The organism is Citrobacter sp. Cf136, assembly GCF_030333815.1.
Lineage (GTDB): Bacteria > Pseudomonadota > Gammaproteobacteria > Enterobacterales > Enterobacteriaceae > Citrobacter > Citrobacter freundii.
Genome location: NZ_JAOWFE010000037.1, coordinates 51,180 through 76,211, shown reverse-complemented (window position 1 = coordinate 76,211; position 25,032 = coordinate 51,180). Strand labels below are relative to the sequence as shown.

Sequence of the window (25,032 nt, the reverse complement as noted above, 5' to 3'; positions counted from 1 at the left end):
GGTTGCGCCGCCATCCGGCTTTTCACTGTTCATTATGCCGTTAACTTAACCGGTTCATCCTTAAAGTCGTCAGCAGGTTCCAGCGCCAGATTCAGCGTCGTTAACAAGCCAAGTAATTTTTCATGGAATTCACGTAAGGTGTATTCCAGTCGCTCTACCACTTCAGTCTCTTTCACCGGCACCGCAGTCCAGTTACCGTCTTTATCAAACAAACCAAACTGATAACTATACGTGAAGCGTTTTTCCTGCGCCTCCAGTTCCATCCACCAGCCCCAGAACTCGCGTTTCTCAGGGGCGGGTTTCACGTTGACGCAAACAGCCAGACAATCGAAAAAAAATCGATTATCTTCGCACTGCCCTTCCCGGATGTACGGGCCAAGCGCGGTGAATTTCTTGATCAATCTACTTTTCGGATGCCCACTCGGTAACGTCATTACGATCTCCTTAGGTGAAGCACCTGTTTTACCAAATCGATAAAATTTAGCAAACTTTTAACACAATCTCTGATTGATCCAACTGGTTATTTCCTGCAACCCTTTGTCAAAATTGCGATACACCGGATTGAAGGGGATCTCCAGTAGCTTACCGTCTGAAGATGAAGATGTGATTAAACGTGACTCTTCTTCCGGGCTAAACGGGTCGTTCTTCCAGAACCCCGAAAGCATTGGCGTCGGGCAGCGTCGCCCCAGCAGGCCCTGCACTTTTAATGAATAGCGATTAAGCTCAACGCGCAGCGCTTCATCGGAGGCGTCATGCATCCCCAGGCGGCTAGCCAGTACATCAAGATACATTTCCGGGACGCTCGCCTGACGCTGCGGGTCACTAAGCAGCGCATGAACCACTGGTCCCAGACAGGCCACCGCCTTCAGACGTGATGATTCCAGATATGCCAGACGTACCGCTACGTTAGCGCCAAAGCGGAAACCGAAGGCCGCCACGCGAGTGTGATCCACCCAGGGAACATTAGGCAGCGCTTTTAATACGTGCTGATGCAGCAGGCTGGAATCCTGAGTCAGTTTCCATTTTGATGAGAACCCAACCGACGGCATATCCAGCGTCAGCATAGCAATGCCACGTGGAGCAAAGTAGCGCTCATACAGACTGTAATAATCCGTTTGCATGGAATCGAGGCCACCGCACATCAGCACCGTCGGGAACGGACCGTCGCCTTTTGGCATATGCAGGAATCCAGTGATTGGCGCGCCGCCGGTAACGGCAAATTCCATCTCGCGCAATGTCCCCGGCAGTCGCTGCGCGGCCTCTTCATAGGCGCGATTGGCCAAAGCCTGTGCCTGTTCTGCCAGCTCATCGCCTTTCAGGTGTGGGTAAGCGGCAATGTTGTACAACGTAGACGCATGCAGCCAGTGGCGTCCGCTCACCTGCGGATCCTCTTCCATAGACGCTTTCTGTTGCCAGTCCATCGCCTGCTTCGCCCACTCATAGATCCAGTTCCCGCCGCGATAGCCGATAACCGTATCGTAGAGTTCTTTATCCGTACGTTCGGCTTCGCTCATCACGATACGTGCCTGCACCTCAAGGATTTCACGCGGGTCGACGCCACGCCAGATCCACATCAGACGATTCACCATGCGATACCAGTGGGGAATGGTTTTACCATCCAGGGCAGATTGTACGGACGGCTGCGCGCCGTGATTAAAACGACGAACCAGCGTTGACGTTTCAGGGTGTTTGAAGCGGGGTTTAAACAGGACTTCGCTGAGGTTAGCCTGTGACATGATTGCAGCCTCCATGAGTACTCACTAAGGCATAGTGTAACCTGACACTGCACAAAAAGAACAACGCCCGGCAGTTGCCAGGCGTTGAAAACTTTTTAGATTAGCGACCAGAGATCGGCGGGACGAACACCACGCCCATATCCCACGGCTGTTCAATCCAGGTATCCTGAGGGATATCAACAACATAATCATTCACCAGTGGGCGACCTGCCGGCTTAGCGAAGATAGTAACGAAATGCGCTTTAGGATACATTTCGCGGATCGCAACGGCGGTACCACCGGTGTCAACCAGGTCATCGATTACGATGAAACCTTCACCGTCGCCTTCGGCACGTTTCAGCACTTTCAGTTCGCGCTGGTTGTCGTGATCGTAGCTGGAGATGCATACGGTATCGACATGACGAATACCCAATTCACGCGCCAGCAATGCGCCCGGTACCAGACCACCACGGCTAACGGCAATAATGCCTTTCCATTGTTCAGAAGGCATCAGGCGGCTTGCCAGTTTACGTGCATGGATCTGCAACATGTCCCAGGTGACGACGTATTTTTCGCTCATGTGAAGTGTCCCAGCCTGTTTATCTACGGCTTAAAAAGTGTTCGAGGGGGAAATAGGTTGCGCGAGATTATAGAGATCTGACGCACTAAAAACCAGTGTTTCGCGGAATCCGCGCCTCTTTTTGCATGCTTTATGCTAGCCGTCAGCGGAGAAAGTGGTATTCTCAATCGCATCGCGCAAGCCTGACTTGTGGTGTTTTTAATTCTGCTAACCCCGTGGCCTGCAAGCAAGTTTTGTAGGACATCGCCAAGGAGACTCAACGTGTCTGAACTGTCTCAATTATCCCCGCAACCGCTATGGGATATTTTTGCCAAAATCTGTTCTATTCCTCATCCGTCCTATCATGAAGAGCAGCTCGCTGAACACATTCTGAGCTGGGCCCAGGAAAAAGGTTTCCACGTCGAGCGCGATCAAGTCGGTAATATCCTGATTCGCAAACCCGCTACCGCAGGCATGGAAAACCGCAAACCGGTCGTTCTGCAGGCGCACCTGGATATGGTCCCGCAGAAAAACAACGACACCGTGCACGACTTCACCAAAGATCCTATCCAACCTTATATTGATGGCGAATGGGTAAAAGCCCGTGGCACCACGCTGGGTGCGGATAACGGTATCGGTATGGCGTCCGCGCTGGCCGTTCTGGCTGATGACAGCGTGGTACATGGTCCTCTGGAAGTGCTGCTGACCATGACCGAAGAAGCAGGTATGGATGGCGCGTTTGGTCTGCAGGCTAACTGGCTGCAGGCAGATATCCTGATCAACACCGACTCAGAAGAAGAAGGTGAGATCTACATGGGTTGCGCAGGCGGTATCGACTTTACCTCTAACCTGCCGCTGTCCCGTGAAGCAATCCCTGCTGGCTTTCAGAGCTTTAAGCTGACGTTAAAAGGCCTGAAAGGCGGCCACTCCGGCGGCGAAATCCACGTGGGTCTCGGTAACGCGAACAAGCTGCTGGTACGCTTCCTGGCGGGCCACGCTGAAGAGCTGGATCTGCGTCTGGTTGATTTCAACGGCGGTACGCTGCGTAACGCAATTCCGCGTGAAGCCTTTGCCACCCTGGCCGTGGCTGCAGATAAAGTTGATGCGTTAAAAGCGCTGGTCACCACCTATCAGGAAATCCTGAAAAACGAACTGGAAGCCAAAGAGAAGAACCTGGCTCTGCTGCTGGATGCCGTTACTCAAGACAAAGCCGCGCTGACCGCTGAGTCTCGCGACAGCTTTGTGCGTCTGCTAAACGCCACCCCGAACGGTGTTATCCGCAACTCCGACGTCGCCAAAGGCGTGGTAGAAACTTCCCTGAACGTCGGCGTTGTAACCATGACTGACGACAACGTTGAAATTCACTGCCTCATCCGTTCTCTGATCGACAGCGGTAAAGACTACGTGGTGAGCATGCTGGATTCACTGGGTAAACTGGCTGGCGCGAAAACCCAGGCAAAAGGCGGATATCCAGGCTGGCAGCCGGATGCCAACTCTCCGGTTATGCACCTGGTTCGTGAAACCTATCAGCGTCTGTTCAACAAAACGCCTAACATCCAAATCATCCACGCCGGTCTGGAATGTGGTCTGTTCAAGAAACCGTATCCAGATATGGACATGGTTTCCATCGGGCCAACCATCACCGGTCCACACTCCCCGGATGAACAGGTTCATATCGAAAGCGTCGGCCATTACTGGACGCTGCTGACTGAACTGCTGAAGTCTATTCCGGCGAAGTAAGTCTGCGCTAAACGCCGGATGGCGCTGTGCTTATCCGGCCTACATGCTGATTTGTAGGCCGGATATAGTTTTTACGCAGCCATCCGGCAATACATCAACATCACAGCCCCAACAGTAGTTGCCTTTCCAGCTGTGGATCCAGCAGCGTGACGTGTAATCCCACCAGCCTTACGCCCCGCCCTCCCCGACGTTCATTCCAGGTTTTGCGCGCCGTCGCAATTAAGTCATCTTTACTTAAGCGCGGCCAGACGTGCTCCTGCGTGGTTTGCTGAAAATCATTAAACTTGAGTTTTACTCCCTGCCGGGCGATCAACAGATCCGGTTTTACCTTGGCCAGACGTCGTTCCAGTTCGGGATATAGCCGCTCAATAATCTCCTCACATTCAGCCCACTCATGAATATCTTCTGCCAAAGTACGCTCGACGCCGACTGATTTGCGCAGTCTGTCATTGTTGACGTCGCGTTCATCAATGCCCTGGCTGCGTTCCCACAACACGCGACCAAACTTACCAAAACGTTTGAGCAACATGGCCAGGTCGTATTTCTGAACATCCTCGCAGGTTCGCAACCCCATCGCTTCCAGCTTAGCGGCAGAGACTTTGCCAACGCCGGGAATTTTGCCTAACGGTAATGTTCTGAGAAATTCAGGAACATCGGCAGGGGTAATCACATATTGCCCATTGGGTTTGTTGAGATCGGAAGCTATTTTTGCCAGAAATTTGACCGGCGCAATTCCGGCAGAGGCGGTTAACTGTAGCTCGGTAAAAATTGTCTGGCGGATCTCCTGAGCGATCAGCGTAGCTGAGCCATGGCAGTGAGTGCTGTCAGTCACATCCAGATAGGCTTCATCCAGCGAAAGCGGTTCTATCAGCGAGGTATAACGGGAGAAAATAGCCTGAATCTGGCGGGAGGCTTCTTTATAGGCCTCGTAACGACCAGGTAATAACGTGAGATGGGGGCACAGTTTTAACGCCATTCCGGTCGGCATTGCGCTACGCACACCAAATTTGCGCGCCGGGTAATTGGCCGTGCTGATGACTCCCCGACGTTCACGACTGCCGCCAATAGCAATGGGAATATCACGCAAGGCGGGGTTGTCGCGCATTTCCACCGCCGCGAAAAAGCAGTCCATATCAACATGTATGATTTTGCGCATCGCTCGCCTCCCACAACACTGTTTAAGTATACAGTATTTTTATATTGTGAGAAGTCTGTTTATGCCTTACGCCGGACCATTCATGACGAAGCGTGCATCGCACAGGTAACGCACGATGTCCGTGATCTTATGTTCTGCTGGATTACCCGCCGTACTGACAAAAAGTTTATTCACTTTGCGAATCTTTGCCCGCAGCAATTTTTCGATGGTCATCAGGCGAAATGCATCATTTTCCACGCAGAAAAGCTCATAGTCGCCCAGACGTTCTCCACAAATTTCACAATGATTCATCCAGTAACGTAGTCCGGTAGTTTTACTTTTATCCAGATAGTAATTGCTGGCTTTGATGTTCTTTTGTATCTCTTCAGGCAGAGAATTAATGTGGAACAGAAAGGTATTCCGTCGAATAGATTGCCAGCCTTTGCCATCCTGATCTTTTCTGATAAAGCGGGTAAACATCACCCCGTGAATATGGGTGAGCTGGTGGCAGCTCCAGCAGTGCATCTTCGAGGTAATCACCAGATAGTACGGCGCAACGATGTTAAAACTGTCGGTGTTGTAGACATAGTCACGAAGCCCCTCATTTAACACATGAGGCTCGGTGTACCAGATACCTGAAACCGGGTCGAAATGCGCGCCCTGACAAGCCCCATCAGTGACGTTATCAGTATGAATATCCAATGGAATAATATGGGTTACATCTATCACATTACCTTCCTGAGGGATAATTTGCCCCCACGTTGCGTGGGGGGCGGAAAACAGAATTAATGAATGACGGGAGCAGAGGGCTGACGTAAAGAAGTCACCTGCTTTTGTTTGTCCAGCTTATCAACCAGTGGCTGAACCACTTTCTCGCCGTGCTGACCAAAATATTGATACAGCGTATCGGAAGCACTTTGCGTTAACACCATGATCTCAATACGGCGGTTGCCTGCGCTTTCCGGGTTTTTCGCATCCAGCAGCATTTGGTCCGCCATGGCGCTAACCTGCATGACTTTATCCTGCGGCATGCCGGCATCTTCCAGCACGCGTCGTGCTGACAAAGCACGGTCGCCGGAGAGATTCCAGTTGTTGTAAATGTTGCTCTTATAGCTCATCGCATCCGTATGTCCGGTAATGATGAGCTTGTTGTCCAGCGAGTCAAACACGGGGGTCAGCTCAACCAGCAGCGATTTAAAGAACGGCATAATTTTGGCGCTGCCGCGTTCAAACATATTCCGGTTCTGGTCATCTTTAATCAGTACGCGCAACCCCTGAGGAACAATCTCCATCTCGAGGTTGGTTTCCATATGTGCGTTGCGGGCAATGACGTTAATATCGGTCGCCAGCTCGCCCAATTCACGCGCTGATTTTTGCTTCAGCAACACCGCTTTTTCATTTACATCCAGCGCTTTTTTGGCGTTATCTTCTGTTATCTTCGCCGTCTCTTGCGGGGTAACCGTTTTATCCAGCTTGTTGCGCGTGACGTTTTTCTTCTGCGCACCCGGCGCTATCGGCTGCTTGCCCAGCTTGTTTAAAGGTGCCATACCGCCACCGTTAAAGATTGACTGGCCGTGCAGCGCCGCCACAATATTTTCTCGGTCAGCCTTGCTGACGCTGTTCACAATCCACAGCGTCATAAACAGCGCCATCATCGCCAGCGTAAAGTCAGCAAAGGCGACCTTCCACGCCCCGCCATGATGACCTGCATGATGCTTTTTAATTTGTCGGCGGATAATGGTGGTTTTCGCGCCGCGATCGCGACGATTTGGCCCCTTCCTCATGCTTATTCCTGCTCCAGCATCGCATTAACCCATGCATCCAGATTGGCGAAAGTGGGTTTAGAGGCCAGATGGAGAAGCTTACGGCCAGCATCGACCGCCAGTAGCGTCGGTTTACCGCCCGCTTGCGCCACCAGCACGGTACGTACGCATTCGAGCAGCGAATGCTCTGCCCGCGCCTGCTGTTCCATGGCGTTTGCCAGCGGGTCCATCAGACAATAACAGATGAATACCCCTAAGAATGTCCCCACCAACGCCGCGGCCACTTTCAAACCGATAAGCGCAATGGAGCCATCGATGGACTGCATGGTGATGATAATGCCCAATACCGCAGCACAAATGCCGAATCCAGGCATCGCTTCTGCGGTACGCTGCAAGGAGCGCGAAGGGGTTAACAAAGATTCTTCCGCAGTATCCAGTTCCTGATCGAGGATCCCTTCCAGTTCATGGGCATCGATTTTACCCATCGCCATTAGACGGAAGTTATCGGCGATAAATGTCACCAGTCGCTTCTGAGTCAGCACCAGCGGGTATTTCTGGAAAATGGTGCTTTCTTCCGGCTGCTCGATATGCTGATCCAGCATACGCAGACCGCCGTTTTGCACCATTTCCAGCAGCTCATACAGGCACATCAGTAGCTGACGCTGAAACTCCGGCCCCATTTTCTTTTTACTGATTACCCCTTTGATCTGGTGGACGATCTCTTTCAGTACATGTACCGGGTTACCAATAATCATCGCCCCCAGACCAGCACCGACGATAATAATAATTTCTGCTGGCTGCCAAATAGCAATTAACTGCCCACCAGCCTCAAAGTAGCCGCCAAATACGCAGCCCAAAACCACTAATAAACCAAAAATCTTTTGCATTACGTCCTCCGCATGTTGATTCGGAATTGTTAATCTGGATATAAACAATCACGAATCTTGTGCGTGATTTTTTTATTCATTTGACAAATTCGGGCTTCGGTCAGCCCTAATACCAACGCGATCTCTTTTAAATTCATATCGTGTTGGTAATACATTGAGAGCACGAGGCTCTCTTTTTCGCTGAGTTGGCTCAGGGCGTAACTCAACATTTCCTGGGTGACGAATTGCTCCTCAAGCCCCCGCCCTTCGAGCGGTGCAATCGGCATATCGCCATTCAGTAATTCATCCAGACTGGCCAGCGTTTCGGCGCCTTCCAACTGTTGATATTCCTGATAATCCTCAGACGATAATCCCAGCCGGGACAACTCCTCCCATGAGGGTTCATGCCCAAGCTGTGTGCGCGCATCACGAATCAAATCTTTAATCTGATGGTATTTTTGCCGTAACTGGCGAGGCCGCCAGTCGAGACTGCGCAGCTCATCCAGAATTGCGCCACGTATGCGGTGAACAGCATAACCGGCAAAACCTTCGTCTGGCTGACCGTAGCGGCGAATCGCGTTCAGCAATCCCATCAGCGCCGTTTGTTCCATATCCTGCCTGTCCATAACGCAGGTACATTGCGGCGCAAGTTGACGCACCACTTTGCGCACCAAAGGTAGATAAGCCTGTAAATAATGGCTCTCTTGCTTTGGCGTGAGCACGGGCGTCGCATTAAAGTCTTCTGACTCGTAAGCATCCTGTATCATGTTATTTCCTGGCTTGTCGCTTATTGGAACACGACTTTTTTCACCAATATGTCCTTATAAGGTGTCGCCATTTTGCGTTTCGCTAATTCGACTTTCAGATTCTCAAATACTTTCTTTCTGATATCGGAGATCTTCAGCGCCCGAATATCTTCATATTTCATATTCGAAAGCTCATCTACGGTAATACTTTGATAGAGCGGTTCGTCCTTCTTAATTTTTTCAGCATCTTTCTCTGAATCAACGACCATTACCAGCTCAGCGACCATATAGCGATCGCTCCCTTCATCATCATGCAGCGTAACCACCGTTTCCGGCAGGGAGACAAAAATACTGCTGGATTCATCCTGGCTGTCTTCCGCTTCATGGGCAGGAACCTCTGCTGCAGCCGTAGTTCGCTTATTCATAGAATGATAAATGCCCCATCCTGCGCCCCCCGCAATACCCAGAGCCACAACGGAGCTGATCACACACGCGATAACAATTTTCTTCATTTTACTTTTACACTTTGATCAGAACGGATTCATTCCGTTGAAATTGAGGTTCATCATTGAGCACTAATGCCGACGTCACCTCATCCTGTTGATGACCTGACTGCTGTTTTTGCTGCTGCGATTGCCCCTCTGAAGAGACCTGAACATTGACTTCCATGAAGTTCTGCGCCGTCAGGTGCTGGCGTAGGTTCTCGCTAAATTGTTGCAATGAGCGGCAGACATCGCTCTGATTTGCGCCGATGTGAACCATCAGCTTGCCTGCATCCAGTTGCACGGCAATTTCAAGTTTGCCCAGCGAAGGGGGATCAAGACGAATGGTCGACACCTGCTGTTGCTGACCAATCTGGAACTGAATTCTGTCTTTAAGCAGCGCGGTGAGTTTCTCCCCGAGCTCCTCCGTTGACATCGTCACTGGCGAGGACGCTTGCGTCGACACGATGTTATGGTCAATCAGCGGATTCACCGGCTGATTTCCCTGCGCCGCGGTATTGAGCAAACTTTGCGTAGAGAGCGCCGGGTTAACCGTCACTCCAGCGTTTTTCCTCTCCACCACCGGGCGAGGACTGGCGTTCTGGGTTGCTTTCACCCGAGCAGAAATTTGTTGGGTGGTCGAGAGTGACGCAGGCTCCGGCGCAATCGCACGCAGATCCTGGGCGGAAAACGTCGCCAGCTTAGCCTGTTGATCCGGAGTTGCTGGCGGCAAATCCTCGCTGAGTGACGCCAATAACGTTTGCAGCTTAGGCGGCAGTGACGATAAGTCAGTTGTATGCTGCTCAGCAGATGGCGTGGACGTTTTTTCCGGCTGGGCCATGGCGCTCGCCAGTTGGCGCAACAGTGATGACCCAGAATGGGTGGTTTGCACCTGCGCCAGCATTCTCAACATGTCGCCATCAGGCTGCTTTTGTAAATCGGCCGGGGCTGCCTGAGTCGGTTGCGCCAATAGCATCGCCAGCAATGCCTGCATGGCTGCCGGATTCGCGTCGTCTGGTTTATGTGCAGCCGCCGATGTCTGCTGATGGCTCAGTTTTGCTCCAATCAGCCGCTCAGCCGCGGCGTTAAGCCCCGACTGGGGTAAAGAAAATGTGCCGCTGCTTGCAGGGGCCGCCGACGCCGAAACAGTTGCCTTTTCCGGTGTGGCCTCTGCCGACGCACTGACCGAGGCCAGTAATACAGGATTCATGCCTTCTCCGAAATTAAATTAACCATTGAATACGCCAACATTCCTTCCTGGTTTTGCTGATGTTTATCCATTCGCGCTTTAAGTTCTTCCGCACGCTGAGTTCGTCGCGCAATCAGCGCTTCAAATGCCGAAAGCATGTTGTCTTTAACCTTGCGCAACGCGCTGACATCCGTTTCCCAGGCTTCATATTCATGAAAAACACGCATTACCTGCTGATGCAGGCTGGGTAGCCGCCGCCAACGCTTTTGATCGAGGGCGTCATTCATCTCTTTTACCAGGGCATAAAGCTGTTGTTGCTGGCGCTCTCTTTCCATCGCCTTACCCCAGTTTTGCCGACAGACCTTCCCAACCTGTGCGCAGATTCGTCAGGATCAGGATCACTTCATCAATTTTTTCTAACGACAATTCACCACTGGCTTCATACAGGCGATAGACGCAGTGGTCATAAAGTCGGGAGAGATTCACCACCAGCTCACCGCCGGTTTCAAACTCCAGCGAGCTGGTTAAGGCGTTGAGAATATCGATGCATTTATTAATGCTCTGCGCTTTACGCTCATAGCGTTTGTTCTCAATGTGGCTTTTGGCGCGTTCCAGTTCATCCATCAAACCGGAAAACAGCACCAGCACCAGTTCTAAAGGCGATGCAGCTGCCGTACGGGCAGCAAGATCCATCTCTTTGTATTGCGAATAACCATCCTGCGTGTCGTACATATTGACTCTCTATTCTTTTACTAAACCGGTCGCTTACATAAACGCGGCCATACTCACTTTCATGGTGTACGTTTCAATCAGCGTATTGGTGTACTCTTCCAGGTAGCGTTCGTAATTGGTGTTATAGGTTTCAGTAAGCTGATCGCTTTCGTCCTGGATTTTGCTCTGCTGATCCTCAATGTTGTCTTCACGCATAGTGATGATGCCGGTACTGGAGTCCAGATAGCTGTCCATCAGGTTATCCATCTGCGCGACCATGCTGTCATCACCGACAAAAATTGACGTCAGACCATCCGGGTTCGCTTCCATCGCTTCGTTAAACTTATCGGAGTCAATTTCTAAATGGCCGTCGGAATCGAGCGAGATGCCATAATCAACAATCGATACGCCGTCGTAGTAAGAGTGGGCGATATCGTCAAGTTGGTTGGTTAATGAACTGAGCCCGGCGTCACCCGCAAAAACACCAGGATTAGAACCATCACCGCCATTGCTGGTTAATGAATCTACTGTGTCGACAAGGGTGTTATAGGCATCAACAAAGGTTTGTACTTTTGCCTGTGAGGCGCTGGAGTCTTCTGCCACGGTAATCGTCGTGACATCGCTGGTATCGTCTGGATCGCTGACCTCCGTAAAGGTCATGGTCACACCGGGAATCACATCATCGAAGGTATTACTGCTGCTGGTGATGGCCGGCCCATCCTTACCTCCCAGATTAATTACAGCATCTTGTGGAGTCGTCATCGCAGTTTCCGGACTGGCAATGACCGTGCCATTAACTGTCGCCGTGAAACCACTTTGTGCGCCGGTAGTGTCAGACGTCAGCATAATGGTTGTCTGGCCATCTGTTTTCACCAGCGCAGCCGAAACACCCGGGTTGTCGTCACTACTATTGATAGCATCTACCAGCCCGGTGGCATCGATATAGCCATCACCGTCGCTATCGGCCGTAGAAAGATCGATCTCCATGCTGCTGCCATCTTCCATGGTCAGATCAAACGTACCGGTCGCCTCATAAAAATTGTCTGTCATCTGGAACGTAGACTGCTGACCCTGTGCCAACTTGCTGACATAAAATGAGTACGTTCCCGCCTGAGCTTCCGAGTTGGCAGAAACCGTCGCAGAGTCGTTATTCGATGTCGCCGAAAAGGTCAGTGGACCGTCTGTATCACTGTTCAAGGCATCAATAGCCGACTGGAAATCGGTTAATGCCGTGCTCAGCGAATCCAGCCCGCTGCTTTCAGCATTCAACTCTGCCTGCTGTTGTTGCAGGTTGGCGCTCTGCGTGGCGATATCGGCATAAGCTGCGGCTTTCGCCATAGTTCTTGGGTTGATCATGAATAACTCCGTGCGACGTTATCGTTGTTAAAGCAAAATGTATGCCAGTTTTTAATTTATTTGAAATCAATTAGTTACTAAGCACATGGAAATCGAATTTCCGTTGGACAGGAAACTTCCTGACTCCCCTTCTGCCGCTGAAAGCACAACACCGCCAGTCGGCGGTGTTGTGAATGGCGCAATTTCACCACAGAACAGAATTACTGCAGCAGGCTGGACACCATGCTGGACATGCTGTTGGACTGCTTCAGCATGGTGATGCCAGTTTGCATCAGCACCTGCTGTTGCGTCATGTTGGAGGCTTCCGTCGCGTAGTCGGTATCCATAATGTTACCGATCGCTACGTTAGTGTTGTCCTGCATGCTGGTCAGGTTGTTTGCGGTGTCGTTCAGACGGTTGATAGACGCGCCCAGTTTGGACTGGATCTTGGACACATCGTCCATTGCGGTCTGGATAGTGCTGATCATACCGTTAGCAGAACCAGAAGCGGTCAGCTCAGTACCACCAGAAACACCAGTACCAGCCTGATCAGAAGAGAAAGCAGCACTGACATCTGTCAGATCGTTCACCAGATCACCCAGCTGGCTGGAGATGTCCACGGTCATGGTGTCAGAAGACTCAGCACCCACCTGGAAGGTGACTGCGCTCTGGAACAGACCAGAAACACCGGTATTACTGCCAGATGCCGTACCGAACAGGTTAGTACCACCGTAGGTGGTGTTCTGCAGCATGTCAGACATCTGCTGGCCCAGTTCGTCGTATTCATCCTGCATCGCCTGCAGGTCGTCGCTGTTGTAGGTTCCGTTCGCTGCCTGCGTGGACAGGTCTTTCATGCGACCCAGCACGTCGGTCATTTCGTCAAACATGCTATCTGCGGTCTGCAGCATTGCGGTTGCGTCCTGAATGTTGCTCAGTGCAACGCCCATACCGTCGGATTGTGCGCTCAGGCGGCTGGCAATCTGTTTGCCTGCAGCATCGTCAGCAGAAGAGTTAATGCGGTTACCTGTCGCCAGACGTTCCATCGAAGTAGACAGAGATGCGCTGCTTTTGTTGATAGCGTTTACAGCTGCCATTGATGCGGTATTAGTATTAATCGATAACATGGTACTGCTCCTTGGGAATAATCGTTTTCGTTTCGATACTCAGTAAAAACGACCACCCGTTCGGAAAACTTAAAGCGCTGCGGAAAAAATTTTTATGAGCCCACAACTTCATTAGCTAAAGAGACAAACATCCCGCCCATCTATTTTAGCTTTCCGTGCTTAAGCACTCTAAAAGGCATCACTTAAGCAAGAACTCACCCATAATTTAATTAAAAGATTATTAGAAACATCTAATCATGGGTTGATTGATTACACACTTTCAAGGTTAACTTTATGATAAAAATAAGATTATACTTATCTGCAAATCTTTTTAGGTGCTACGCCCAATGTTTATCTTACATTTAGTTGCAAATAGCCTGTATTTTTATATTGTGAGTCTCGGACACTTTCGTTACATTTCAAATCCTTTTTGAACAGCATAAAAAACACTCAACAGCGATTCGGCTACAGCTTCACAGCCAGAAAGACACTTCAATTTTTCCAGAATTTTAATGCACTGATTTTTAACGGTGTGATACCAGGGATATAAAATCTTGCACGGGTACACAAAACGATGAGTATCGTAGTCAACAACTGGCGGATGGATTCCTCGCTTAACGCGCTAATCCATTGTGAAACAGGCGAGATACGTCGCCTGGGCGAATACCATTTTATTCTTTTAGAGACATTAGCGAAAAATGCCGATGTGGTTTTATCTCGGTCGTATTTAATGAGCGCAGTGTGGAAGAATCGTATCGTCGGTGGAAATAGCCTACCAACAGCGGTTCATGCCCTACGTGTTGCTATCGATGATGACGGCAAGCAGCAGGAAATTATAAAAACCATCCCCAAAAAAGGGTATTTATTTAATAAAAACTACCTGACTGAAACTATTGACTATAATGAACCAGTGGTGAATGACTGTCCCATTGATGAAACTGAGAAACGTACCGAGGTTGTTGAGACCCTTGTGCTTGATGAAACATCTCCATCAACAGCCTATGGGGAAATACCCTTACTTAACAGTCAACTACTAACAAGAAACCAGAGAAAAATGACCATCAGACGGCATCCTTACCGAGCCGTTCTGATTACCTTACCCGTTATCGTTATCGCGCTGTCGTTGTTTATTTTAATCTCTTATTTTAAAGCACCGTCTGTCACTAAAATGGAAGAAGCTCCACAACTGGTTAAAGAGACGCTTGAAAATGCCAACCGTGTTACCGTATATCAACTTTACGACTCAGGAGAGAATAAGAAATCGTCATCGTTTGTTTCACCGCATATTCTTCCCGGTATAGAGCAACTCAACCCACTGTTGGTAAGCCATGACACCTCGATGACTTTGTATTATCGGGTCTCACTGAACAAACTTGCCCTTGATATTGTGCTTAGCAATCAATGCAATGACAAATGGCAGTTAGCCCTAAGCTTTGACAACTGGCTAAATAAAGATAATGAAATGAATGGTATTTTAATTAAAGAAGTGGAGAAAATGTTAAATGAAATACCAAAATGCAAATAATTTCTTTTTCCCTGGCCTGTCTGTTTTAACGCTATTTTTCACTTTTATCGCGCATGCCCACATTGAAAATACGGTTATTGCCAATTACGATCTTAATACTGGCAAAAACGTACATTATGAACTCATTACGAGTCCACTGAACAAAAACATGACCGTCACTCTCATCCCGTTGGAGCAAAATAACAAAATGTCATCAACGTTTAAGATCGCATCGTGTATAAATCATTCTGCAGGTTTATCTAAACAGGGGGAGTTTCACTTTAGCACTACCAAAACCGATCAAAACGATTCTCGGCTGGCTAATTTCGGGGTGTTTGTCTCTGAGCACAACTTGCATACGTGGTGGATTCATTTAAACCCGCAGCAAAATTTGCTCTTTACTCAGGATGTTGGAGGTCTGTTAGTTACAGACCCCGCTACATTTACTTTTTCAACAAAAGCATGCCATATAAATTAGCTTAATAAGCTCCGGACAGTCTGGCTGGAAAGCCGGGCTTGTCCATTTACCGCCTGCGCTAATACCTGATAATTGTGATTAGCATGATCCAGTACTCCACCGAGTGACTCAGAAGCTTTAACCGCACTTTCGGCCTGCGGAAAACGCGCCATCCCGTCAATCAGTTGCCGCGCCTTTTCCTGTTGGGCGGCCATTTGCGCACGCTGATCGCCAATCGCATCCAGCGCCTGCTGTAAAGCATCCTGAGGGCGGTTACTCCCCTGAGATAGCTGTTGCAGCAGCTCTTCTGAACGCGAGGGATCGACGAATGTCTTGAGCGGAGTAAACGTTGATGACTTAGCGTCAACATCGCGTACGCTCAGGGTTTGTTGGATCTGCGGCCACTGCTTTTCCGAGGTGGAAAAGCTCAGCGCGCCCTGTTGGTCATGCACCTGCACACCGACACGACGCAGCGCGTTGCTCATCATCATTTTGTACTGACCGGGATCCAGATCTTCACCGACCACCACCGCAGAGTGCTGCGTTTGCCGTCCGTCAGAGACACTAAACATGCGCGAGCTTATGGCATTTTTTTGCAGCATCTGCGCCAGCTCGGGTGAGTGAAAGGTCACTCGCGCTTCACCTTGCAGAACCGGACGCAGCTGCCGGTCAACCGCGCCGCCGGATAATGCCGTTCGTTTATCCAGCCACTGGGTAAGCTCAGCTCCCTTTTGCTGCTGCGTCTGCCCGCCACGGCGCGAGGCATGGCGATAATCCAGCAAATGCTGTTCCAGTTGCCCCAGGTAGTGATCGGCCTGCTGCAGCGTGGTGAGCTGATCGTTGAGCTGCACACTGTAGCGCTGAGGCCGGGTGGTAATAAGCGGTGAGGCCGGGTAATCACTCGCCGTTGCGGGTAACTTTTGACGGACAGGGACATTCTGCGCAACGCTATGCTGTTGTACAGAAGGATTAAGCGCTCCGCTACCGGAGAGTGATGTTGTATTTAAACCGACCTGCATACTATTCCTGGGCTACTGCTCGCTGTTAAATCACACTGAAAAGGTTCAACTCACTCACTTTGGAGTAGGTTTTTAAAGTGGCTTCCATCGCCATTTCCAGACCGGTAAAGGTTATGGAAGCCGGGCCGTAATCCAGATCGCTCAGTTGACCAATCAGCTGATCGTTAGAGGTGGCGATATCCGTTTGCGCGCCGCTCAGCATACTCATCGTATTTTGCGTTTCACCGATGGTGGCAATAGAAGCATTGAGCGAGTCGGAAGCGTCATCCACCGTATTGATGGCATTTTCAATATCGCTTTGCACCTGCGGGTCGGCTGGGTCAACCGACGGATCCTGTAGCTCTTTCGACAGCGACGTCAGGGTGTTCAGCACGTCCAGGCTATCGCCGAAGAAATCACTGACCGCCACGTTGGTATCGACTTCCACGCCATTGGAAACCGTGGTCTGGCGATGATCGCCGTTCCCCTGGTAGGTATAGCTGTCGGTGACGCCATCACCGTCGTCGTCCACGGCGACAATCGGCGGCCGATCGTTGACCGTGCCGCCAAACACATAGTGCCCGTCTTCATCCTGGTAATTTAATGCCGAGACCATCGCTTCGGTCATCGACTGAATATCTTGCCCCAGGCTGGCTAACGAATCGGCGGTATTGGTGCCGTTCGCCGCTTCCAGCAGATCGTCGCGAATCGCCAACAGATCGTTATTCACGCCATCAAGGATCGACTCCTGCTGACTCATGCCCGCCGTCGCGGAGTCAATATTGCTCTGATACTGGTCGAGGGCCGATTGCTGGCGGTTAAGTTGCGTAATACGGGTCGCCGCGATCGGATCGTCAGACGGCAGCAGAATACTTTTCCCGGTCGCCATTTGCTCAACGACATGGGACAGATCGCTGGAGAGATCGTTAAAACTCTGCGTCATGGACACATAAGATTGCTGAGTAGATACACGCATATTCATTCCTCTCCAGGTTAGCTACACATTTCCAGCACAGAATCGAAAATATCTGCGCCCGTTGAGATAACTTTGAGGTTGGCCTCGTAAATTTGCTGGTAGGTAATGAGGTTCACCGCTTCTTCATCCATGCTGACGCCGCTGACGCTGCTCTGCTGGTTCTGCGCTTCGGAGTAGACGTTGGCCGCCGCTTCCGCTTCGGTCTGGTTCTGCTGGCTGTAGATACCAATATTACTGATGATCGACGAACAGGCTTCACCCACGGTTACGCTACCAAGCCCCTCTATATCCAACGGTTCGGTAGAAATATTGATCAGCGCCTGCAGGTTATCGCTGTTACCGCTTTCATCCGGCGAACTGGAAAACGCCAGCTCGTCGGCGGTGATATCAGGGTTCACCTCCAGCGGGCCGTCAGATGAATTTTCATCATAAATAAACAGCGGTTCGCCGGGATTTCCGTTCAGGTCGTAGCCCTGCGCCAGTTGGGTGTTAACCGCATCGGCAAATTGCTCCGCCATGCTGTTAATCGTCCCTGTCAGCGGCGTCAGCACCTGATTCTGATAATCAAACAGCGCCCCCAGCGAGCCGCCGGTATCGGTGTTCATCGATGACGTAGTTCCGGCAAATGTCAGCGACATGCTCTGCGTGCCGTCGGCGTTGGTATCCAGTTCGATGGTGGAACTCTCCTGCCCGCTGACCAACGGTTGACCGTTTTGCAGCGTAACGTTGTAGTTACCTTCATCATCAATATTGACCTGCACGTCCATGATGCCGCTCAGTTGCTCCACCATCTGATCGCGAGCATCGTACAGCGCCGAGGCGTTATCGCCGTTGGCTTCAGCTTCCGCAATTTGCTGGTTATAACTGGCAATACCGGTAGTCAGGGTGTTCACCTGCGCCACCATCGCCTGCTCCTGGCTGACGATCTCACTGCTTTGCGAGTCGATGTAGTCCAGCGTGTTATCCACACGCAGCGCCAGCGCGCCGGACTCGCTGATCACCTGTTCACGCAGGGCGGAATCATCCGGGCTGGTGGTAGCTTCGTTTAGCGCGGCAAAAAAGTTGTCAAAACCGCCGCTCAGGCTACTGTTATCGTCGCTGAGCACGGTTTCCAGTTGCGTTAAATACTCCTGCTGGGTGTTGTAATAGCCGTAATCACTGGCGGCATACCACACCTGGTTCACCTGATACTGGTTAGAAACGCGGCGAATACTGTCCACCTGCACACCGTTACCTGCGCTGTTGGCTGAACCGGAGCTGGCGCCAATGGTACTGGTGATGGCAACCTGCCGGGTATAACCGTCGGTCATGGCGTTAGCCGTGTTTTGCGCGGTTACATTAAGCTCCACCTGCGCCGTCGATGCGCCGCTGTAGCCAATATTAATCATGTCCATCAAAGAGTCCTCGCCGGTCAGTCACCCGGTCTGTCGTTAACAACCTTGCCGATTAAGAGCGGCGAAAAAACCACAGTTCTTAAGCCGCCGCGCAACCTTTATCCTTTGTGATGAGGGGAGAGTTGTTTGACGATCATCGCCGCAATGCCAATGCCGTGTTGTTGGGCAAGACTGTTGCACAGCTGATCGTCATAAAATCCCTGCATCATGCGTACCGAGTCGCTGTTAAACGGGTTGTCTTTTGAGTCGAAGATCTCATTGGTTTTACGCATCTCTTTCAGCATGTTGCGTAAGAAAATGGCTTCAAACTGCTGAGCGGCTTTCTGTAAATCGTTATCTTTAATTTTCGGGCCCATTAACGCATCGCTGCCGTCAATGCCCCCGCTATGATTCACTTTGATGTCGGCCATTAAATCACCTCCAGATCGGCGTCCAGCGCTCCGGCTTCATGCAGGGCCTGCAAAATCGACATAATGTCGTCCGGCGTGGCGCCCAGGCTGTTAAGGGCGTTAACCAACGTTTTCAGACTGCTGGACTCTGGCAGACTGATCATTCCCGGGCGGGCATGATTCACCGAAATATTACTCTGCGGCGTTACCGCCGTACGACCACCAGCAAACGCATTCGGCTGGCTGACGTTGCTGCTTTCATTGATGGACACCGTCAGGCTGCCATGCGACACCGCCGCCGCGTGCAGGGCAATGCCATCCCCCATCACCACTGTGCCGGTACGCGAGTTAAATACCACGCGGGCACGCACTTTTTCCGCCTGCACCTGGACGTCATCCAACTGAGACATAAAGGCGACGCGCGCCCCTGGACTGGTTGGCGCGCGGACGCTGACGTTGGTCGAGCTTTGCGCCGTCGCAATGCCGCCAAACGACGCGTTGATCGCCGCCGCAATATTGTTGGCATCTTTGAAAGAAGGACGTTTCAGATTAAGCGTGATGGTATCGCCCATCTGGAAATCACTGGGAATTTCCCGCTCCACGGATGCTCCATTCGGTATCAACCCGGCGGTGGGGGTATTCACAGTGACGCTGGAGCCGCTGGCCCCGGTGGCGTTCATCCCGCCGACTACCACGCTCCCTTGTGCAAGGGCGTAAACCTCTCCGTCAGCACCGTGTAATTGGGTGAGCAGTAATGTACCGCCGCGCAGGCTTTTGGCATCGCCGATCGACGAGACCGTGACGTCAATGGTTTGCCCACGCGAGTACATGGGCGGCAGCATCGCGCTGACCGCCACCGCCGCAACGTTCTTCACCTTCGGGTCGATTTTGCTCGGCAACTGAACGCCGAACTGACGCAGCATGTTGGTGATAGTCTGGTTGGTGAATTTAACCTGGTTTTTATCCCCGGTTCCGTCCAGCCCCACCACCAGGCTGTAGCCGACAAGTTGGTTTTCCCTGACGCCCTGGACGTTGACCAGCGACTCCAGAGATCGCGCCTGCGCCGCGCCAGGCAGCGCCAGACTCAGGGCAATAACGATGCCGTTTAACGCCTTCATCCAGCGCCCGCTTAAGTGTTGCATAGTAAAATCCTGCATTAGATCGGGAAGAGAGGATGGTTAAACAGACGCGTCAGCCAGCCCGCCGCATTGGCATCGCTCAATGCGCCACGACCCGCATAGGAGATACGCGCATCGGCAATACGCTGCGATGAGACGGAGTTGTCGTTCTGAATGTCATCGGCGCGCACCAGGCCGCTCAGGCGAATGTACTCATCACCCTGGTTGAGGGTGAGCCATTTTTCACCGCGAATTTCCAGGATACCGTTCGACTGTACCGAGTGTACCGACACCGTAATTTCGCCACGTAAACTGTTTTGCTGCTGCGAGGTCGCCGTCCCGTTGAAGTCACGATTAGCGTCCACGGACGCGGAAAGGTTATCTTTGGTATGCCCAAAGAGGGTCGGCGCGCCAATATCCACGGTATTGTTCTTACCGAAATTGGTTTTCGCCTGTTTGCTCGACTGGGTAGATTCCTCCAGCATCACGGTCAGGATATCCCCCACCCGATAGGCACGGCGATCCGCTGTCAGCGACCACTTGTAACCCGTTTCGAACACCCCTCCCGCGCGGCCATCCGCCGTTGGCGGTGCCTCGGTTTTGGGCGGAGCAAAGAATTCGTCATTTTTTTTGACCAGGAGAGCCTGCGATTCGCACCCGCTTAACAGGGGAAGCAGTACCATCAGCCAGAGATAATTTTTCACGTTCTGCCTATTTCTGCCGGATGGAGCTGTACCATCCGGCATTTCACATTCTTGAGTTACAGTGTCTGACTAATAAACTGCAGCATATCGTCTGCCGCAGAGACCATTTTGGCGTTCATCTCATAGGCGCGCTGCACGTTGATCATCGCCACCATTTCGTTGACGATATCCACGTTTGAGCCTTCCAGAGCGCTGTCCTGCAAAGTCCCCAGACCATCTTCCCCGGGAATACCTTCCGTCGGTTGACCACTGGCTGCGGTTTCCAGATACAGGTTGTCGCCTTCCGCTGAAAGCCCGGCCGGGTTAGCGAAGTTCACCAGCGTTAGTTGCCCCAGTTCGGTAGGGTCACTGTCGCCGGGCAGGATTGCCGTCACGGTGCCGTCTTCGCCAAAAGCCACATTAGTCGCGCCGGACGGAACATCGATTTCCGGTTGCAGAGGCAAGCCTTCAGAGTTAGTTAACACGCCGTCAGCGTTAACCTGCATGTTGCCGTCACGGGTATACGCAATATCCCCGTTCGCCTTTTGCACCTGCCAAAATCCCTGCCCCATGATGGCCACGTTCATCGTATTGTCGGTGGTTTCCACATTCCCTTCGGTGAAGGTTTTCTGCGTACCGACAATGCGTACACCGCTACCGAACTGCATTCCAGTCGGCATGATGTTGTTTTGATCGAGCATGGCGCCCGGCGCTTCCTGAGTCTGATAAAACAGATCCTGGAACATCACGCGGTCGCGCTTAAAGCCCGTGGTATTGACGTTAGCGATGTTGTTGGCAATCGCACTCATCTCAGCATCCTGCGCCGACAGGCCGGTTTTACTGATCCATAACGCTGCGTTCATAACACTTTATCCCTGATTAAAGACTACGGCTCAGGAGCCGCGTAGCAGCCTGTTGCCTGAGTCGCTGAGATCTTCAGCCGTTTTCATCATCTTGATTTGCGCTTCGAACTGACGGTTCATCGCAATGGACGACATCATTTCGCTCACCGCAGACACGTTGCTGCCTTCCAGAAACCCGCCGCTCACTTTGATGTTCTCATCGCGTTGTGCCGGTACGCCGTCCGCCGTCACCAGCATTCCCTCGCTATTTTTCGCCAGATTGGCGACCGGAATATCCACCAGCTTCAGGCGATCGATATCCATCGTGGCAGTGACATCGCCATCGTCAGGTGTGACGGAGAGCGTGCCGTCGCTACCGAAAGAGGCAATCGCATTCGGCGGTAAAATAATCGGGCCGTTATCCCCGAGAACAATGTTGCCGTCGATGGTCAGTTGACCCTGATCGTCCTGCTGGATATTGCCGTTGCGGGTATAAACTTCGTTTCCTGCTTTATCCTGCACGGCGATATAGCCGGTTCCCTGAATGGCGACATCGAGCGGACGCTCGGTTTTTTCCGCCACGCCGGTGCTGTCATTGACGCCGCTGGGACTCTCTTTCGCCATAAAACGCGTGTCGAAGCCACCGCCTTTGACTTTGTCATTACTCGCCATCGCCATATCCGCACGAAAACCATTGGTGTTGACGTTGGCGAGGTTGTTGGCGCTAATTTGCTGCTCCAGCAGCGTCTGGGTGGCGCCGCTTAGTGCGGTATAAATCAACCGATCCATTTCTTAGCCTTACATCGCCTGGAAGAGTGCCTGGTCCAACTGCGTACTGGTCGAAATCACCTTGGTGTTCGCCTGATAGTTACGCTGGGCGGTCATCAGGTTGACCAGTTCGTTGGTGATATCCACGTTGGAGCTTTCGAGCATGCCGGAGGAGAGCGTGCCACATGAGCCGGAGCCAGGCGTGCCAATCAGCGGCGTACCGGATTCACCGGTCTGCACCCATGCGGTACCGCTTACCGCTTCCAGCCCGTTTTCGTCCGGGAAGGTGGCGAGTACAACCTGGCCCTGCAGCATACGTTCTCCGTTGCTGTAGGTGGCGTACACTTTGCCATCGTCATCCACCTGCACGCCGTTTTGCGTTGCGGAGGCGTAACCGGTCGCGGAGTTGGTGGTCACCGAGAAATCAGAGCCGTACTGAGTACAGTCGGAGTAGTCGACGGTCATCGAGATCGGCGCGGCTTCATTGGTGGTGAAGGTGATGGTTTGCGGCGTGGTCGGAGAGGTCAGCTTGCCGGTATTCGGATCGAAGGTTAGCGTGGTTGGCGGTACACCAGTCTGCGCTTCACCATCAAAGGTGTACTGCACTTCCCAGGTGTTATCCGCGGTTTTGGTAAAATACTGGCTGACCGAGTGCTCGTTACCCAGAGAGTCATACACGGTGGTGGTGTAGCTGTCGGTATAGGTATCGCTGTTGTTGGCATCAAAAGGCACGCTTGAGCGATCGATCGTTTCATCACTGGCGTCAAAGTTGGCCGTAAAGGTCATGCTGTCGGTAGCCTGCGCCGGGATGTTGCCAGTTTTAATCTGGATATCGGTCACGGTACCGGTTTGCAGCGTGCCGCTGTCATCCACCGGATAGCCTTGCAGATAATCACCGGACGCATTGACGATATAGCCGTTTTTATCGGTGACGAAAGAACCCGCGCGCGTATAGGAAATGTTGCCCGCGCTGTCGCACATGACAAAAAAACCATCGTCGTTGATCGCCAGATCCAGAGCGTTACCGGTAGAAACCATTGAGCCACCGGTGGAGATGCTTTGTGCGGAACCCGCCACGCTCACGCCCATCGCCTGCGTCCCGGCGTACATCGCGGAGAACTGGGTAGTCATTGATTTATAACCGACCGTCCCGGAGTTCGCGATGTTGTTACTGATTCCGTCCAGTTGTTCGTTGACGGCGTTTAGCCCCGTCGCTGCAATTTCATAACTCATTGTTTCTTCCTGTAATGTAAACTAAATCAGAGCACTGTATTGCTGTCGGCGTTATCGCTGCCGTCGTCAGTGTCAGGCGGCGTGGTGTCATCGGTGCTGTCCGGTACGCCAAACTGGGTGATCATGGTGAATGGCACTTCGCCAACGCCGTCAACGTTGAGCACCGGCGTGCTGCCATCGAGCGGAATACGCACATCTTCCACTTTGCCCGTCACCTCAATCGGCACTTCTTCTTCCCCGGTATTGGTCACCACGGACACGCTGTAATCACCCGGCGGGATGCCGTAATCCGCGGGGTTAATATCAAAATCAACCTGGCCTGGCCCAACGGAGGTTTCACCTTCCGGGATCAGCGACACGGTGTAGTCATCACCCGCTTCATCGGTAAAGTGCAAATCCACATCGGTACAGCTGTCATCCAGCGTGATGCGGCCCTGAATGTCCTTGCTGTTATCTTCGATATCCAGCGAGGTGGTTTGCACCATAATGTCGTCGCCGACCATATTCCCCAGCGCCATCACCTGAATGTTGCTCATCAGCACGGCGTTGGTATTGGCCTGAACGCTCATCTCTTCCATCATCGCTACCTGCGCCATGGAAGAAAGCTGGTCGATATAGGCCGTTGGGTCGGTCGGATCGGTAGGATCCTGGTTTTCAATTTCGGCTACGAACAGCGTCAGAAACGTGTCGACCGCGGACGTTTCCGTGGACGTTGTCGTCGTCGGTGTGCCGCTGGTTCCACTGGTATCGGTGGTTGACGAGGTAGAGGAAGAGCTGCTATCCCCCAGGTTGTTGCTTTGCGCCGTGGCGCTCCCAGTATTTTCAGCCACCGTCGTCTTCTCCTGAGAAGAAGCCAGCGCCTGAGATTGGGCATACAGAGCCAGGGTATTCATTACACTTCTCCCAGTTTGAGTAAGCTTTGCTGCATACTTTTGACGTTATTCAGCACATCAACATCAGTTTCAAAATCACGTGATGCGGACATCATGTCGGCCATTTGCTCGACCACGTTGACGTCCGGGTACCAGACAAAACCGTTCTGATCCGCCATTAGGTGATGCGGCTCATAACGCTTCACCGCCCCGCCACTTTGCATCACGTCCTGCACTTGCACGCTGGCGCCATCAATGCCGTGACGGTTGTTTGCGCCAATCAGGCTATTGTTGTAAACCGCAGCAAAAATCGGGCTGCGCGCTTTATAGGCCTGCGCCTCGCTGCTGGCAGGAGATTCCGCATTCGCCATGTTGCTGGCGACGGTATTCAGACGGATGGTTTGCGCCGTCATCGCCGAGCCGGAAATCTGGTAAATATCAGTAAACGACATGG

28 protein-coding genes are annotated in these 25,032 nt (G+C 51.9%); 3 read left to right on the top strand and 25 right to left on the bottom strand.

Annotation, left to right across the window (positions count from 1 at the left end; genetic code table 11):
- Positions 1–32: 32 nt before the first annotated feature.
- The 3 genes from crl to gpt form a co-directional block, all read right to left on the bottom strand.
- Complete coding sequence (crl, locus tag OGV98_RS14245) at positions 33–434, bottom strand: sigma factor-binding protein Crl (protein WP_003031376.1); 402 nt, start codon at positions 432–434, stop codon at positions 33–35.
- Between the two features lie 57 nt (positions 435–491).
- Entirely contained in the window at positions 492–1,736 is a 1,245-nt protein-coding gene (gene frsA, locus OGV98_RS14240; protein ID WP_003031378.1) for an esterase FrsA, read from the bottom strand.
- Between the two features lie 100 nt (positions 1,737–1,836).
- Positions 1,837–2,295: a xanthine phosphoribosyltransferase gene (gene gpt / locus OGV98_RS14235; protein ID WP_003031380.1), complete on the bottom strand. Its 459-nt coding sequence runs from the start codon at positions 2,293–2,295 to the stop codon at positions 1,837–1,839.
- Positions 2,296–2,556: 261 nt separating this feature from the next.
- Between gpt and pepD the strand changes: the two genes are divergently transcribed.
- Positions 2,557–4,014 carry a cytosol nonspecific dipeptidase gene (gene pepD / locus OGV98_RS14230; protein WP_044714353.1) on the top strand — a complete coding sequence of 486 codons (1,458 nt, stop codon included), beginning with the start codon at positions 2,557–2,559 and terminating at the stop codon, positions 4,012–4,014.
- A gap of 100 nt (positions 4,015–4,114) precedes the next feature.
- On the opposite strand, the gene dinB is transcribed toward pepD, so the two are convergent.
- The 11 genes from dinB to lafA all read right to left on the bottom strand — a co-directional run bounded on the left by dinB (position 4,115) and on the right by lafA (position 13,365).
- On the bottom strand, positions 4,115–5,170 hold the full coding sequence (gene dinB / locus OGV98_RS14225) for a DNA polymerase IV (RefSeq protein ID WP_003031382.1): 1,056 nt from the start codon (positions 5,168–5,170) through the stop codon (positions 4,115–4,117).
- A gap of 66 nt (positions 5,171–5,236) precedes the next feature.
- Positions 5,237–5,878, bottom strand: coding sequence for a hypothetical protein (locus OGV98_RS14220; RefSeq protein ID WP_003838789.1), 642 nt, complete (start codon positions 5,876–5,878; stop codon positions 5,237–5,239).
- 56 nt (positions 5,879–5,934) lie between these two features.
- Positions 5,935–6,933, bottom strand: coding sequence for a putative lateral flagellar export/assembly protein LafU (gene lafU / locus OGV98_RS14215; protein ID WP_202580750.1), 999 nt, complete (start codon positions 6,931–6,933; stop codon positions 5,935–5,937).
- Positions 6,934–6,935: 2 nt separating this feature from the next.
- Complete coding sequence (motA, locus tag OGV98_RS14210; protein ID WP_003843786.1) at positions 6,936–7,799, bottom strand: flagellar motor stator protein MotA; 864 nt, start codon at positions 7,797–7,799, stop codon at positions 6,936–6,938.
- A 29-nt stretch (positions 7,800–7,828) separates the two neighbouring features.
- Positions 7,829–8,545 carry a FliA/WhiG family RNA polymerase sigma factor gene (locus OGV98_RS14205; RefSeq protein WP_016149617.1) on the bottom strand — a complete coding sequence of 239 codons (717 nt, stop codon included), beginning with the start codon at positions 8,543–8,545 and terminating at the stop codon, positions 7,829–7,831.
- A 20-nt stretch (positions 8,546–8,565) separates the two neighbouring features.
- On the bottom strand, positions 8,566–9,036 hold the full coding sequence (locus OGV98_RS14200; protein ID WP_003843790.1) for a flagellar basal body-associated FliL family protein: 471 nt from the start codon (positions 9,034–9,036) through the stop codon (positions 8,566–8,568).
- A gap of 7 nt (positions 9,037–9,043) precedes the next feature.
- Complete coding sequence (locus OGV98_RS14195) at positions 9,044–10,216, bottom strand: flagellar hook-length control protein FliK (RefSeq protein WP_121539760.1); 1,173 nt, start codon at positions 10,214–10,216, stop codon at positions 9,044–9,046.
- Positions 10,213–10,530: a hypothetical protein gene (locus OGV98_RS14190; RefSeq protein WP_003843792.1), complete on the bottom strand. Its 318-nt coding sequence runs from the start codon at positions 10,528–10,530 to the stop codon at positions 10,213–10,215. The genes OGV98_RS14195 and OGV98_RS14190 overlap by 4 nt, the downstream gene beginning before the upstream one ends.
- A gap of 4 nt (positions 10,531–10,534) precedes the next feature.
- Complete coding sequence (fliS, locus tag OGV98_RS14185; protein WP_003843794.1) at positions 10,535–10,927, bottom strand: flagellar export chaperone FliS; 393 nt, start codon at positions 10,925–10,927, stop codon at positions 10,535–10,537.
- 33 nt (positions 10,928–10,960) lie between these two features.
- Positions 10,961–12,262 carry a flagellar filament capping protein FliD gene (gene fliD, locus OGV98_RS14180; protein ID WP_003843796.1) on the bottom strand — a complete coding sequence of 434 codons (1,302 nt, stop codon included), beginning with the start codon at positions 12,260–12,262 and terminating at the stop codon, positions 10,961–10,963.
- Positions 12,263–12,462: 200 nt separating this feature from the next.
- On the bottom strand, positions 12,463–13,365 hold the full coding sequence (lafA, locus tag OGV98_RS14175) for a lateral flagellin LafA (RefSeq protein ID WP_003843798.1): 903 nt from the start codon (positions 13,363–13,365) through the stop codon (positions 12,463–12,465).
- 553 nt (positions 13,366–13,918) lie between these two features.
- Between lafA and OGV98_RS14170 the strand changes: the two genes are divergently transcribed.
- Together OGV98_RS14170 and OGV98_RS14165 are read left to right on the top strand one after the other, a co-directional pair.
- Positions 13,919–14,869 (top strand): transcriptional regulator, encoded by a 951-nt coding sequence (locus OGV98_RS14170; RefSeq protein ID WP_202580751.1) that lies wholly within the window; start codon positions 13,919–13,921, stop codon positions 14,867–14,869.
- The gene (locus OGV98_RS14165) at positions 14,847–15,326 is read left to right on the top strand and encodes a hypothetical protein (RefSeq protein ID WP_057101172.1); all 480 of its coding nucleotides are present in this window, start codon (positions 14,847–14,849) and stop codon (positions 15,324–15,326) included. Before OGV98_RS14170 ends, OGV98_RS14165 begins: the two co-directional genes overlap by 23 nt.
- Here OGV98_RS14165 and OGV98_RS14160 read toward each other — a convergent pair.
- From OGV98_RS14160 to flgC, 11 genes are all read right to left on the bottom strand, one after another.
- Entirely contained in the window at positions 15,323–16,324 is a 1,002-nt protein-coding gene (locus OGV98_RS14160; RefSeq protein ID WP_202580752.1) for a flagellar hook-associated protein, read from the bottom strand. The genes OGV98_RS14165 and OGV98_RS14160 overlap by 4 nt on opposite strands.
- Before the next feature lie 25 nt (positions 16,325–16,349).
- Positions 16,350–17,279, bottom strand: a complete 930-nt coding sequence (gene flgL / locus OGV98_RS14155; protein WP_003843804.1) for a flagellar hook-associated protein FlgL — start codon at positions 17,277–17,279, stop codon at positions 16,350–16,352.
- A gap of 17 nt (positions 17,280–17,296) precedes the next feature.
- Complete coding sequence (gene flgK, locus OGV98_RS14150; RefSeq protein ID WP_046669755.1) at positions 17,297–18,673, bottom strand: flagellar hook-associated protein FlgK; 1,377 nt, start codon at positions 18,671–18,673, stop codon at positions 17,297–17,299.
- A gap of 98 nt (positions 18,674–18,771) precedes the next feature.
- Positions 18,772–19,074, bottom strand: coding sequence for a rod-binding protein (locus OGV98_RS14145; RefSeq protein ID WP_029139422.1), 303 nt, complete (start codon positions 19,072–19,074; stop codon positions 18,772–18,774).
- 8 nt (positions 19,075–19,082) lie between these two features.
- Positions 19,083–20,204 carry a flagellar basal body P-ring protein FlgI gene (locus OGV98_RS14140; RefSeq protein ID WP_003843806.1) on the bottom strand — a complete coding sequence of 374 codons (1,122 nt, stop codon included), beginning with the start codon at positions 20,202–20,204 and terminating at the stop codon, positions 19,083–19,085.
- 14 nt (positions 20,205–20,218) lie between these two features.
- Positions 20,219–20,884 (bottom strand): flagellar basal body L-ring protein FlgH, encoded by a 666-nt coding sequence (flgH, locus tag OGV98_RS14135; RefSeq protein ID WP_003838808.1) that lies wholly within the window; start codon positions 20,882–20,884, stop codon positions 20,219–20,221.
- A gap of 56 nt (positions 20,885–20,940) precedes the next feature.
- Positions 20,941–21,726 carry a flagellar basal-body rod protein FlgG gene (flgG, locus tag OGV98_RS14130; protein ID WP_003838810.1) on the bottom strand — a complete coding sequence of 262 codons (786 nt, stop codon included), beginning with the start codon at positions 21,724–21,726 and terminating at the stop codon, positions 20,941–20,943.
- Positions 21,727–21,756: 30 nt separating this feature from the next.
- Positions 21,757–22,494 (bottom strand): flagellar basal body rod protein FlgF, encoded by a 738-nt coding sequence (locus OGV98_RS14125; RefSeq protein WP_003838815.1) that lies wholly within the window; start codon positions 22,492–22,494, stop codon positions 21,757–21,759.
- 9 nt (positions 22,495–22,503) lie between these two features.
- The gene (gene flgE / locus OGV98_RS14120; RefSeq protein ID WP_044714333.1) at positions 22,504–23,706 is read right to left on the bottom strand and encodes a flagellar hook protein FlgE; all 1,203 of its coding nucleotides are present in this window, start codon (positions 23,704–23,706) and stop codon (positions 22,504–22,506) included.
- 26 nt (positions 23,707–23,732) lie between these two features.
- Entirely contained in the window at positions 23,733–24,599 is an 867-nt protein-coding gene (locus tag OGV98_RS14115; protein ID WP_044714331.1) for a flagellar hook capping FlgD N-terminal domain-containing protein, read from the bottom strand.
- The gene (flgC, locus tag OGV98_RS14110; protein ID WP_286551627.1) at positions 24,599–25,030 is read right to left on the bottom strand and encodes a flagellar basal body rod protein FlgC; all 432 of its coding nucleotides are present in this window, start codon (positions 25,028–25,030) and stop codon (positions 24,599–24,601) included. The genes OGV98_RS14115 and flgC overlap by 1 nt, the downstream gene beginning before the upstream one ends.
- Between the last annotated feature and the right edge of the window lie 2 nt (positions 25,031–25,032).